Origin of the sequence: Rhizobium sp. ARZ01 (assembly GCF_014851675.1) — a bacterium.
In the GTDB taxonomy this organism is placed as follows: Bacteria; Pseudomonadota; Alphaproteobacteria; order Rhizobiales; family Rhizobiaceae; genus Mycoplana.
In genome coordinates this window covers 327,117-339,958 of the sequence record NZ_JACVAE010000001.1, presented here as the reverse complement: position 1 = coordinate 339,958, position 12,842 = coordinate 327,117, and the positions used below count along the sequence as shown (strand labels likewise).

The following is a 12,842-nucleotide window of genomic DNA, read 5'->3' as shown; positions in this document are numbered from 1 at the left end:
GTGTTGAGATGCCCCGTGATGCCACATTGATCGACGACAATGCTTCGACTATGATCGAAGTATGAAAGAAGGACCTGATATCGCCCAGATCGGCGCGCTCATTGGCGACCCCGCCCGCGCCAACATGCTGACCGCCCTGATGGGCGGCCAGGCGCTGACCGCCACGGAGCTCGCGGGTGCGGCTGGCATCACGTTACAGACGGCGAGTTCGCATCTGGCCAAACTGGAGGCCGGCGGACTTGTGACCCAGCGCAAGCAGGGGCGGCACCGCTACTTCGCGCTCTCCGACGACGAGGTCGGCCTGCTGCTCGAAGGCCTGATGGGCTTTGCCGCCAATCGCGGCTTTTTGCGCGCGCGGCCCGGGCCAAAGGACCCGGCACTGCGCAAGGCAAGGGTCTGCTACAACCATCTCGCCGGCGATTTCGGCGTGCGCATGCTGGATCGTCTGGTCGCTGATGGGCACGTCGCCGTCGATGGCGACGACGCAAGCTTGACCGAAGCCGGCGAAGCACGGATGGCCGAGATCGGCATCGACCTCGGCGCGCTCCGCGGCCAGCGACGCCCCATGTGCCGAACATGCCTCGACTGGAGCGAACGGCGCTCGCATCTGGCGGGCTCGCTTGGGGAAGCACTGCTCACCTCCTTCATAGACACGGGTTGGGCAAGGAGGAACGGCGACAGCCGCGCCGTCCGTTTCACGGCGGCCGGAGAGCGGGCGTTTCTCGACCTGTTCCCACCCCTCGACCGGGGCTGACTGGGACAGATGGAGCGGCGTTGACGCGGTGCGCCGCTTTCGAGATCAACAAACGTGGCCCCTCGACGAAGGTTGAGCTTCGAGCCACCATCGTATAAATGACGCATCAATTCATCGTGCCGCGACACCCGGTCGACAGGCGCGCCGCAATACACTCTCCCTCAAGGACGATCTCAATGGACGGTTTCGACCTCATCATCTTCGATTGCGACGGCGTTCTGGTCGATTCCGAGATCATCGCCGCCGAAGTCGAATCGCGGCTGCTGACGGAGGCGGGCTATCCGATCGGCGTCGAAGAGATGGGCGAGCGGTTTGCCGGCATGACCTGGCAGAACATCCTGCTTGCGATCGAGCGCGAGGCCTCCATCCCCCTTTCGGCTTCGCTTCTCGACAAGTCGGAGAAGCTGTTGGATGCAAGGCTCGCCAGTGAGGTGACGGTCATCGATGGCGTGAAGCTGGCGCTGTCGCGGCTGAAGCGTCCCTATTGCATCTGCTCCAACTCCGCATCACACCGCCTCGACATGATGCTGAGCCGGGTCGGCCTGCGGGAGGTCTTCGCGCCGCACATCTATTCGGCGAAGGATCTCGGTCCCGATCGGGTGAAGCCGAAGCCCGACATCTTCCTGCACGGCGCCAAGCAGTTCGGTGCTGATCCGGCGCGCACCCTCGTCATCGAGGATTCCGTGCATGGCGTCAGCGGCGCTCGCGCCGCGGGAATGCGTGTCGTCGGCTTCACCGGCGCGTCGCACACCTATCCCTCGCATGCCGACCGCCTGACGGACGCCGGTGCGGAGACGGTGATCTCGCGCATGAGCGATCTGCCGGGCGTCATCGCGGCGCTGGCGGAGTGGCAGGAAGCGTTCTGATAACCGAAGGGCCGTGGCGTCAGTGATGTCGCGGCATCTTCAGCCGTAGTGCTCCGGGCAATACCTCGATGCGCAGCGGCAGCATGCCGGGCGTTTCGCCGTCGCATTCGGCAAGCGCCACATTGGCGGGGTCGTCTGCGGCCGGCAGCACCGTGACGGATCGGGCCTGACGGCTCCACACCATCGGCTGGCCGAGATGACGGCCCGAATAGATCGTGTTCATCAGCGCGAACAACCTTGGCTTCCAGGCGGCGCGAATGACGACGACATCAAGCACCCCGTCATCCAGAGAAGCCTTTGGCGCAATCTTCATTCCGCCGCCGAACCAGCGACTGTTTGCAACGACTACAAGCAGGATGCGCTCCCGTCGCTCCTCGCCGTCATCGAAGCGCAGCAGTACGTCCTGAAAACGGTAGCGCAGCATTTCGCGGATCGAATGAAAGAGGAACAGCGCCTTGCCGCCGACAGCGCCGGTGCGGTGGGAACGGTTTGCGGCCAGCGCAGTCGGGCCGGAAACTCCGAGGCTCGCGACATTGATGAAGTAGCGTCGGAATGGTTCGCCATCTTGACCACGGCATTCGAGCCTGCCGGCGTCAACGTGGCTGACCTCGGTCGTTGCGATTGCGCGAAGCAGATCGTCAATGTCTTTCGGGACATGAAAATCACGCACGAAATCGCTGCCCGTGCCGAGCGGCACGAAGGCGAGGCAGGCCTGCGGTCGGCAGGATGACAGAATTCCGTCCGCGGCGTCGCTGATCGTTCCGTCACCACCGACAGCGATCACCAGTTCAACACCTTCCTCGGCGAAATCGCGTGCAATCACGGTCGCATCGCCCGGACGCGTCGTTTCCCGAATTTCCGCGGACGGGAAATGCCTTGAGAGGGCAGCGATTGCCCGCAAACGTCCGGTCACCCCTCGCCCGGAGACCGGATTGACGATGATGCCTGTCTTCAACTGAAATTCCCCCGCCCCTTCGTTCCATACTGAGGAAGGATGGGCAAGAGACCCCAATTATCGGCCAACAACTCAGTTCGTCTTGTACGGGCCTTCATCGAAGCCGACATAGATCTTGGCGTAGGAGCCGGCGCCGCCGGGGATGACGACATTGGCGTCCGTAAACACGTACTGCGCCGTGCCTTCGGGTGGGATGGTGACGCCGAATTTGCTCAGGTTCGAGTAAAGCGTGTTCTCCCCGTCGGTGGCGGCAACCCTGATCGGCAGGTTGACGGCGCCGGGAGCACCGGCGGGACCGGAGACGATGCGCCCCTGAACCATGACGGTAACCTTCAGGCTGTCCGCCGTCTGGACGCACTGGCGCGTCGTCGCCGAGAGTGTCGCCTGATACAGCACCTTCTGCGGGTCGTCCTTGGCGCCCTTGGCATAGGCGCGATGAACGGCGGTGCCTTCGCGCAGGAACACCTGCGGGCAGGCACCCTGGATCACTGCGGCTTGCTGCGATGCAGCCTGCTGCTGGCCCTCGCCGGAAGATACGCCGAGGTCGGCGCCCTTTTCCGTCTGGTTGCAGCCTGCGACGATGGCGAGTAGGGAAATGCCGATAAGGCGGCGGCCCGTCGTACCAATCACGTGTGTCTCACCCCTGCATTCGGACTTGAGATGCCCGCTTCAACTTATAAAAAACGGGCCTTTCTAGACCCTCGCGGATGCTCTATAGCAGCGGTGCGGCAAAAAATCGATTGTCCAAAATCGGCGTTCCACTTTTTGCTGTATCCGCTCGCATGCCGGGAAATCCCATCTCCATGCGTTGGAACCGCAAGGGCGATGGACTTTGCCATTGCTTGCCGCAACGAGAACCGTGCCCCTGCGCGGTTCGGATAGTTTCTCACGGTGCGGCATTCGCCGCGACCGAACCGGAAGGAAGCCTCGTGACCGCAGCCAAGCGCCTGCATGCGCCTGTTTCTTTCCGTCAGTCTGCCGTTCAATTTCAGGGATGATCACGTGAAATACATTTCGACGCGGGGCGAGGCCCCTTCCCTCGGTTTCTGCGACGCGCTTCTTGCAGGCCTTGCAAGCGACGGCGGCCTTTACGTGCCGCAGGAATGGCCGACGTTTTCGAAGAAGCAAATCCGTGCGATGCGCGGCATGAGCTACCAGGAGATCGCGTTCACCGTTCTGTCGCCCTTCGTCGACGGCGAGATCGACGGGAAGGTTTTCCGATCGATGATCGACGGGGCCTATGCGACGTTCCGGCATCCGGCGATCGCCCCCCTCGTGCAGACCGGCCCGAACGAATTCATCCTCGAGCTCTTCCACGGCACGACGCTCGCCTTCAAGGATGTGGCGATGCAGCTTCTCGCCCGCCTGATGGACCATGTTCTTGCCGAGCGCGGCCAGCGTGCGACGATCGTCGGCGCCACCTCCGGCGATACGGGCGGCGCGGCTATCGATGCCTTTGCCGGGCGCGACCGCACCGATATCTTCATCCTCTTCCCGCACGGCAAGGTCTCGCCGGTGCAGCAGCGGCAGATGACGACGTCGACCGATGGCAACGTCCATGCGCTTGCCGTCAAGGGCACCTTCGACGATTGCCAGAACCTCGTCAAAGCTATGTTCAACGACAAGGGCTTTCGTGAGCGGATGCAGCTTTCCGGCGTCAATTCGATCAACTGGGCGCGCATCATGGCTCAGATCGTCTACTACTTCACGAGCGCGGTCGCGCTCGGCGCTCCGGACAAGAAAATCTCCTTCACAGTCCCGACCGGCAATTTCGGCGACATCTTCGCCGGCTTCGTCGCCAAGCGGATGGGTTTGCCGATCGACCGGCTGGTGATCGCCACCAACGACAACGACATCCTCGCCCGCACCCTGAAGACGGGTCGATACGAGATGCGCGAAGTGGTTGCCACAACCTCGCCCTCGATGGATATCCAGATCTCCTCGAACTTCGAACGCCTCCTGTTCGAGGCCTCCGACCGCGATCCGGCCGAGATCAGGAGCCTGATGGGCGGCCTGAAGCAGTCCGGTGCATTCCAGATCGGCGACAGGGCGCTGAAGGCAATTCGCAAGGAATTCCGCGCCGGGCGCGCAACGCAGAAGCAGGTTGCCAAGACGATCGCTGAAACGCTTGAAAAGACCGGCTATCTTCTCGATCCTCACACCGCCACCGGCGTCTTCGTCAGCGCAAAAAATGCGCGTGCGGCGAGCCCGATGGTCACGCTCGCAACTGCCCATCCGGCAAAATTCCCCGCCGCCGTAAAATCGGCGAGCGGTATTGACCCGGCGCTTCCGACGTGGCTTGCTGACATGATGCAAAGGGAGGAGCGGTACGAAATCCTGGAACCGGAACTCGCAAAGGTGGAAGCCTATATCGGCACCCACTCCCGTATCCGGGGTTAGCGATCGCGGAAAGTCTGAACATGAAAGTTGAGTGCACAAGGCTGCCGTCCGGTCTGACGGTCGTCACCGAGAACATGCCGCATCTGGAGAGCGCTGCTCTCGGCGTGTGGATCAAGTCCGGCTCCCGCAATGAAACGGCGGACGAGCACGGTATCGCCCACCTGCTCGAGCACATGGCCTTCAAGGGCACGACGCGCCGCTCCGCCCGGCAGATTGCCGAGGAGATCGAGAACGTCGGTGGCGAGGTCAACGCCGCGACCTCCACCGAGACCACCTCCTACTATGCCCGCGTGCTGAAGGATCACGTGCCACTGGCCACCGACATCCTGGCCGACATTCTGACGGAATCGGTTTTCGACGAGGAAGAACTCGCCCGCGAAAAACACGTCATCCTGCAGGAGATCGGCGCTGCGAACGACACGCCTGATGATGTCGTCTTCGACAAGTTCTCGGAAGTCGCCTATCGCGACCAGACGATCGGGCGCGCCATTCTCGGCACGCCTGAGACCGTTCTCTCCTTCGAGCCGAACGAAATCCGCGCCTATCTCGACCGCAACTACACGACGGATCGCATGTTTGTCGTCGCTGCCGGTGCTGTCGATCACGACAACTTCGTTCGCGACGTGGAGAACCGGTTCGCCTCCCTGCCACACGCGCCTTCAGCACCGCCCGTTTCCGAAGTTGCCCATTATACCGGCGGCGACACGCGCGAGACGCGCGACCTGATGGATGCGCAGGTCCTCCTCGGCTTCGAGGGCAAAGCCTACCATGCCCGCGATTTCTACTGTTCGCAAATCCTGGCCAACATCCTCGGTGGCGGCATGTCTTCAAGGCTGTTCCAGGAGGTTCGTGAGCACCGCGGCCTCTGCTACTCGGTGTATGCCTTCCACTGGGGCTTTTCCGATACCGGCATCTTCGGCATCCATGCGGCGACCGGCGGCGAGAACCTGCCGGAACTCGTGCCAGTCATCATCGAGGAACTGCGCAAGTCCGCTGACCGGATCGACGAACAGGAAATCGACCGTGCCCGCGCACAGATCCGCGCCCAACTCTTGATGGGGCAGGAAAGCCCTGCAGCACGTGCAGGCCAGATCGCCCGCCAGATGATGCTCTATGGCCGTCCTATTCCGAACGAGGAATTGATGGAGCGGCTGGCCGGCATCACTGCGGCACGCCTGACCGACCTTGCTGGACGGCTCTTCTTCGACACGCGCCCCACGCTTTCGGCCATCGGCCCGCTGGAGCAACTGGCGTCCGCCGACGACATCGTGCACGCACTGACGCGTGGTGAGACGACGCAGCGCGCGGCGAGCTAGGCAGGCTCAGGCTGCGTCCGGTTTGACGGCATCGCGGACGCTGGCGTAGAGTTCGTCCTACGGGGATGGCCAGGCGGCCGGGCAAGGATGATGCGGGAACGCGGGGCGTTGCCGCACGGAGAGGCGTAAATGGCGCGATCGGTATTTCGGTTCCTGTCCAGACAGTCCGACACCGTCGTACTCGAAGACGATACGCATCTGCTTCGCCTCCCCCGCTTTGCCGACTATCGCCCGTGGTATCAATTGCGCTCCGAAAGCCGCCGCTTCCTCGAGCCCTGGGAACCGACCTGGCGCAGCGACGAACTGACCGAGGGCTCATTTCGCGCCCGCGTGGTGCGTAACGAACAGGAATATGCAAGCGGCCAGGCCCTGCCGCTCTTCCTATTCCACAAGAGCGACCAGCGCCTGTTGGGCGGGCTCACCATCGGCTATATCCGGCGGGGAGCGGCGCAATGCTGCATGATCGGCTATTGGATGGGCGAGCGATACGCCGGTCACGGCCACATGTTGGCGGGTCTGAAGCTTTCGATCCCCTACATCTTTACCGGGCTTCAGTTGCACCGCATCGAGGCAGCCTGTATTCCAGACAATGTGAGGAGCATTCGCGTCCTTGAAAAGGCCGGCTTTCAGCGCGAAGGCTACCTGAGAGAATATTTGAAGATAAACGGGGAGTGGCGTGACCACGTAATGTATTCACTGCTGGCAAGGGACAAGAGCCAGCAGCGGGTGCAGGTTGCGCCGGAGAGAGGGGTGTTAGACCCCCAGACGACAGGAAACTAGCGCTTCGATGACTTTCCGTACCGTGCCGACACTGCTGCTCGTCAGCCGGGTGCTCGCCCTCATCCTACTGACGGCGCTGGCGCTTGTCGGGCCGTTTGTTTCGTCGGCCGAAGCCGTGGAACCGGTGCAGATCTCCCGCGACGACACCGCACTCGACCTGACGGCGACAACCGAGATCTACACGGGGCGCGGCGAAGCCTTCCAGGTATCCACCGCACCCGGCACAGACGGCATCGTGCGGCGCATCGAGGTGAGGGCGACCAATCCCGGCCACGAGGGCGACTGGGCCGTCTTTGCTCTCGCCAACGTCTCTGAGGAACAGCTCGAGCGCGTCATCGTCGCCCCACATTTCCGGTTGGTGCGTTCCAAGCTCTTCTGGCCGGACCTCGGCTCGAAGCGCATCCTGTCGATCACTCCGAGCGAGGGCTTTGCGCTTGACCGCCAGCCGAGCGAAGAGGCGGACGTGTTCCGCATCACGCTCAATCCCGGTTCGGTCGTCACATTTGTCGCCGAACTTGCCAACCCTGAACTGCCGCAGATCTATCTTTGGGAGCCGGACGCCTACAAGGACACGGTCAATGCGTTTACGCTCTATCGCGGCATCGTGCTCGGCATTGCCGGGCTTCTCGCGGTTTTCCTAACTATCCTCTTCGTGGTGAAGGGGACCTCGATGCTGCCGGCCACGGCTGCGCTCGCCTGGGCGGTGCTGGGCTACATCTGCGTCGACTTCGGCTTTCTCTCCAAGCTGATCAGCATTACCGCCGGCGACGAGCGGATCTGGCGCGCCGGGACGGAAGTGTCGTTGGCTGTCGGCCTCGTCGTGTTCCTCTTCACCTACCTGAACCTCAACCGCTGGCACGCCCATCTTTCCTACGCGACGCTCGCGTGGATCCTTGGTCTCGGGCTGTTGTTCGGTGTCGCCATCTATGACCCGCCGATCGCCGCAGGCATCGCCCGGATCTCGTTCGCGCTGACGGCATCCGCCGGCATCATCCTGATCGCCTATCTCGGCTTCAATCGTTACGACCGGGCCATCCTGCTCGTGCCCGCCTGGGCGCTAATCCTCGTCTGGCTGTTCGGCGCCTGGCTAACGGTGACGGGCAGACTTGCCAACGACATCATCCAGCCGGCGCTCGGCGGCGGCCTCGTGCTGATCGTTCTCCTGATCGGTTTCACCGTGATGCAGCACGCCTTTGCCGGCGGCGCCTATCAGCAGGGGCTATTCTCCGACCTCGAGCGGCAGTCGCTGGCGCTCACCGGCTCTGGCGACACGGTCTGGGACTGGGACGTCGCGCGCGACCGCGTGGTCACGATCCCCGATATTTCCACCCAGCTTGGCCTGTCTCCCGGCGTCATGCACGGTCCCGCCCGCAACTGGCTGCCGCGCCTGCACCCTGACGACCGCGACCGTTTCCGCGCCACGCTTGATGTACTCCTCGAACACCGTCGTGGACGGCTGAACCACCAGTTCCGCGCCCGCGCTGAGGATGGGCACTACCACTGGCTGGCGATCCGGGCGCGGCCGGTGCTCGGCGCGAACGGCGAGATCATCCGCTGCGTCGGCACGATCGTCGACATCACCGAGCAGCGCAACTCGGTCGATCGGCTCCTGCAGGATGCGCTGCACGACAATCTCACCGGCCTGCCGAACCGCCAGGTGTTCCTCGATAGGCTGCAATCGGTGCTCTCGATTGCAGGGTCCGGTGAAGCGGTGCGCCCGACCGTGCTTGCCATAGACATCGATCGCTACAAGCAGGTGAATGACGCGCTCGGAATCGCCGCCGGCGACAATATCCTCGTTGCGCTGTCGCGACGCCTGCGCAGGATCCTGAAGCCCCAGGACACGCTTTCGCGGCTTTCAGGCGACCAGTTCGGCCTGATCCTCTTGTCCGAGCGCGATCCGGCCAAGGTGGCCGATTTCGCCGAGGCCGTCAGCAAGGCGATCACGGTGCCGATCAACTTCGCCAATCGCGAGATCATCCTCACCGCCTCGATCGGCCTCGTCTCTTGCCTCGACCCGCAGCAAGACGCAGCAAGCCTGCTCAACGATGCGGAGCTTGCGATGTACCGGGCGAAGAAGGCCGGCGGAAATCGCGTTGAGCCGTTCCGCCCCGCCTTCCGCACCATGGGCACGGACCGGCTGCAGATGGAAACGGACCTGCGCCGCGCGATCGAGCGCAAGGAACTCTCGCTCGTCTACCAGCCTATCGTTCGGCTCGCGGATGCCGAGATTGCCGGTTTCGAAGCGCTGATGCGCTGGGAGCATCCGAAGCGCGGCAGCATCTCGCCGGAGGAATTCATCCCGGTCGCCGAGCAGTCCGACCTGATCAGCCAGCTTGGCGCCTTTGCCTTCGACAAGGCGGCGAGCGACCTGATGGACTGGCAGTTGCAGACCGGCGACCTGCCGATTTTCGTCTCGGTCAACCTCTCCAGCGCGCAGTTGCTCAACAACGAACTCTACAACGACGTCCGCGCGGTGCTTTCGAAGACCCGGTGTGAGCCGCACAAGCTGAAGTTCGAATTGACGGAGTCCGTGGTGATGGAGAACGCCGAGCAGGCGCGCCTCGTGCTGAACAAGCTGCGCGAGGCCGGCCTTGGCCTGGCGCTCGACGACTTCGGCACCGGCTACTCCTCGCTCGCCTATCTCACACGCTTCCCCTTCGACACGATCAAGATCGACAAGGCACTGGTGCGCGACAGTTCGGACAAGCGCACGGTGCTCCTGCGCTCGGTAATCTCGATGGCGCGCGAGATGGAAATGCATGTCGTCGCCGAGGGCATCGAAACCGAGGAAGACGCGATCGAACTCGGCCGGATGGGCTGCGAGTACGGCCAGAGCTACCTCTTCGGGCCGCCGATCGGCTACGATTCGGTCTTGCGCCTGTTGAAGGAGCGCTTTCCGCTCATGAAGCGGGCTTGAGGCTTGAAGGACGCCGCCGGCCCTGATGCAGGTTGGTGGACATCAACGTCGGGTCACGCTTTCTGGCCCGGCTTCTTCCATATGGACTGCCATCCCTGTCCCGACAGGACAAGGCAACTGATGCCGGCCGGATTGGTCAGAGCCACCGTAAAGGTGCCGGTGTCGGCGACATAGATTTCCATAATCGTCTGCTCGTTGACCACTCCGACCGCTGCGAGTTTCTCGGCATAGGCCTCTTCGAGGTAGCTTCGCAAATCGGACTGGTTGGCGCAGTTGTGTTCCGGCTGCGAGACGGTGACCGCCGGCTGTACCGTTAGTGCGAAGATCAGCGTGACGGTGCCCGCGAGGCCACGGTTCAAAAAGCGCAACATGACTCACCTCCTTTCGCCGGACGACGAAGAGAAGGTTTACGTAGGCTGTTCGCCGGGTACCGGCAACTCGGTCGGCCGCCGCTCCTGCCATCGAACGGCACCGCTTTGTGTTATTTTACGCCGTCGTCGCGCAATCTCACAGGGACTCCAACGGCCACAAGTGACCGTTTAATCCCATGACAAAGCCCGCGGCACCGTCGCACACAGCTTAACGTGTTTCGAAGGATTGGCCTTGCTGGCCTTGCCGGCGCGCAGAAGCGCTATCAGGCGTGCCCGGCTTCCATCGACAGCATTGCCGGTGTGACGCCCATCAAGGCGAGCGCACGGTCGTACTTGTCCTCGGTTGCCGTATCGAAGATCAGATCTTCCGAGGCCGGGCATGTCAGCCAGCCGTTGGAGGCGATTTCGTTTTCCAGTTGCCCGGCGCCCCAGCCGGCATAGCCCAGCATAAGAAGACCGCGACGCGGCCCCTCCCCGCGGGATATCGCCCGGACTATGTCCAGCGTCGCTGTAAGGCTGATGTCGTCGCTGACAGGGATACTGGATTCACAGGCATAGTCGTCCGAATGCAATACGAAACCCCGGCCGCTCTCGCATGGGCCGCCCGTGCGGATGGGAAAATCGACTGTTCCGTCCGGCAGTCGGATCACCTCGTCCTCAGCCACCAGCTGCAGGTGCAGAAGCACATCGGTGAAGCTCATCTCTTGAGGTCGGTTGATGATGAAGCCCATCGCTCCATCTTCGGAGTGGGCGCAGATGTAGACGACGGAACGCTCAAAATTCTTGTCGAGCATGCCCGGCATGGCGATCAGGAAGTGACCGTCAAGGAAGCCGCGTTCTCGTTTCTTCTTCAGGACCGACATTGCCATAGCCAACAGCCTATCAATTCACGGCCAAATGAAAAGCACCTTCTCGCCGCGTCGCTGCTTTTGCCCGGCATCTTGAGAACCAACACTCTGATAGAACTGGAGCAGCGCACGCCGCGATCAAGAGAATATGATCCAGAAAACGGCAAAGGTGGTGGAATCTTCGGGAGACGGAGGCTACATCTTTCGCCCATGAGAGGTTTGCGTTCTACCTTGTTCGTCCTATCGGCGCTCGTTTTGGCTCCGACCTTGGCGGCTGCCGCCAGTTCCGATTGGTTCGAGACCCAGGGTGGCCGCGTTCGCCTCGTCGTGTTGCCGGAGCGGGCGGATGGGACGATACCGGCACTGCTCGACGTACAGCTCAAACCCGGTTGGAAGACCTACTGGCGCGATCCAGGGCAAAGCGGCATTCCACCCTCGATCAGCTTTTCGCCGGCCTCCGGACTGGCGCTCCAGACAATGCGGTTTCCGGTTCCAAAGCAATTCGACGACGGCTATTCACGCTACGCGGGCTACGACCAGTCCGTTGCCCTTCCACTGACCCTGCGGCGCGACGGATCCGCCCCCGATGGCAGCAAAGTTTCCGCCTCGATTTTCCTTGGCGTATGCAAGGATATCTGCATACCCGTGCAGGCCGAGCTTACGGTCGACCTGCAGGCATCGGCGACAGCTGGATCCCAGGACGAGGCGGTCGTGGCGGTAGCCGAGGCAGCCCTTCCGGAAGCCCCCTCGCCCGATTTTGCCGTCAGCGACGCGCGCTGGAGCGCCGACGGAAAGTCGATTTCGGTCACATTCACCGCCCCGGCACGGCGGTCGGACAAGCCCCCGCAAGTGTTCGTCTCGGGACCGGAAGGCTTCCAGTTCGGTTCCGGCGCGGCGCCGGAGCGCATTGGCGACGCCTACCGCGTCGACGTCCCCCTTCTGCATAAGCCAAAGTCGGCGAGCCTCTCCGGCGCTGCGATCCTGTTCACGGTCGAAAGCGGCGGCCGGTCGATGGAAACGCCGCTTGCCATCGACTGACCACGGCCTATAGTCCGCGCCGACTGCCCGCGTACCCCGCGCGGGTTGGAGCAAGCAAGGAGAACCACCGTGACGATTGCCGTTGGAGACAAACTTCCCGACCTGAAGCTGAAGGAAACCACGCCGGAAGGACCGGCGGACGTTTCGACCGGCGACCTCTTCAAGGGCAAGCGTGTCGTGCTCTTCGCCGTGCCCGGCGCGTTCACGCCGACCTGCTCGCTGAACCACTTGCCGGGCTACCTGGAAAACCGCGACGCGATCCTCGCCAAGGGCGTGGACGAAATCGCCGTCGTTGCAGTCAACGACGCGTTCGTCATGGGCGCCTGGGCAAAGGAGAGCGGCGGCGCCGGCAAGCTGCGCTTCCTCGCCGATGGCAGCGCTGCCTTTGCCAAGGCCCTCGGCCTCGATATCGATCTGACCGCAGCCGGCCTCGGCGTTCGTTCCAAGCGCTACTCGATGCTGGTCGATGACGGCGTGGTCAAGACGCTCAACATCGAGGAAAGCCCTGGTCAGGCGACCGTTTCGGCCGCTGCCGCGATGATCGAACAGCTTTGAGGCCGTAAGTAAAACATCCAATTTTGGACGCCTGATGCC

12 protein-coding genes are annotated in these 12,842 nt (G+C 62.8%); 8 read left to right on the top strand and 4 right to left on the bottom strand.

The window, feature by feature from the left end; all coding sequences use genetic code 11:
* The first annotated feature begins 61 nt into the window (after positions 1–61).
* Together IB238_RS01550 and IB238_RS01545 are read left to right on the top strand one after the other, a co-directional pair.
* On the top strand, positions 62–754 hold the full coding sequence (locus tag IB238_RS01550) for a winged helix-turn-helix domain-containing protein (protein ID WP_192242939.1): 693 nt from the start codon (positions 62–64) through the stop codon (positions 752–754).
* Positions 755–930: 176 nt separating this feature from the next.
* On the top strand, positions 931–1,620 hold the full coding sequence (locus IB238_RS01545; protein ID WP_192242936.1) for an HAD family hydrolase: 690 nt from the start codon (positions 931–933) through the stop codon (positions 1,618–1,620).
* Positions 1,621–1,639: 19 nt separating this feature from the next.
* On the opposite strand, the gene IB238_RS01540 is transcribed toward IB238_RS01545, so the two are convergent.
* Together IB238_RS01540 and IB238_RS01535 are read right to left on the bottom strand one after the other, a co-directional pair.
* Positions 1,640–2,575: a diacylglycerol kinase family protein gene (locus IB238_RS01540; protein ID WP_192242932.1), complete on the bottom strand. Its 936-nt coding sequence runs from the start codon at positions 2,573–2,575 to the stop codon at positions 1,640–1,642.
* Between the two features lie 72 nt (positions 2,576–2,647).
* A complete protein-coding gene (locus IB238_RS01535) occupies positions 2,648–3,205 on the bottom strand; it encodes a hypothetical protein (RefSeq protein ID WP_192242929.1) in 558 nt (185 codons plus the stop codon).
* Between the two features lie 372 nt (positions 3,206–3,577).
* Between IB238_RS01535 and thrC the strand changes: the two genes are divergently transcribed.
* From thrC to IB238_RS01515, 4 genes are all read left to right on the top strand, one after another.
* Entirely contained in the window at positions 3,578–4,975 is a 1,398-nt protein-coding gene (gene thrC, locus IB238_RS01530; protein ID WP_348648182.1) for a threonine synthase, read from the top strand.
* A gap of 20 nt (positions 4,976–4,995) precedes the next feature.
* Entirely contained in the window at positions 4,996–6,291 is a 1,296-nt protein-coding gene (locus IB238_RS01525) for a pitrilysin family protein (protein WP_192242923.1), read from the top strand.
* Between the two features lie 129 nt (positions 6,292–6,420).
* Positions 6,421–7,071, top strand: a complete 651-nt coding sequence (locus IB238_RS01520; protein ID WP_192242921.1) for a GNAT family protein — start codon at positions 6,421–6,423, stop codon at positions 7,069–7,071.
* Positions 7,072–7,078: 7 nt separating this feature from the next.
* Complete coding sequence (locus IB238_RS01515) at positions 7,079–9,991, top strand: EAL domain-containing protein (RefSeq protein ID WP_192242918.1); 2,913 nt, start codon at positions 7,079–7,081, stop codon at positions 9,989–9,991.
* A 53-nt stretch (positions 9,992–10,044) separates the two neighbouring features.
* On the opposite strand, the gene IB238_RS01510 is transcribed toward IB238_RS01515, so the two are convergent.
* Together IB238_RS01510 and IB238_RS01505 are read right to left on the bottom strand one after the other, a co-directional pair.
* Complete coding sequence (locus IB238_RS01510) at positions 10,045–10,362, bottom strand: hypothetical protein (protein ID WP_192242916.1); 318 nt, start codon at positions 10,360–10,362, stop codon at positions 10,045–10,047.
* 263 nt (positions 10,363–10,625) lie between these two features.
* Complete coding sequence (locus tag IB238_RS01505; RefSeq protein ID WP_192242913.1) at positions 10,626–11,231, bottom strand: YqgE/AlgH family protein; 606 nt, start codon at positions 11,229–11,231, stop codon at positions 10,626–10,628.
* A gap of 234 nt (positions 11,232–11,465) precedes the next feature.
* Here IB238_RS01505 and IB238_RS01500 point away from each other — a divergent pair, with 234 nt between their 5' ends.
* Together IB238_RS01500 and IB238_RS01495 are read left to right on the top strand one after the other, a co-directional pair.
* Entirely contained in the window at positions 11,466–12,248 is a 783-nt protein-coding gene (locus IB238_RS01500; RefSeq protein WP_192242910.1) for a protein-disulfide reductase DsbD domain-containing protein, read from the top strand.
* A 69-nt stretch (positions 12,249–12,317) separates the two neighbouring features.
* Entirely contained in the window at positions 12,318–12,803 is a 486-nt protein-coding gene (locus IB238_RS01495; RefSeq protein ID WP_192242907.1) for a peroxiredoxin, read from the top strand.
* Positions 12,804–12,842 lie beyond the last annotated feature (39 nt).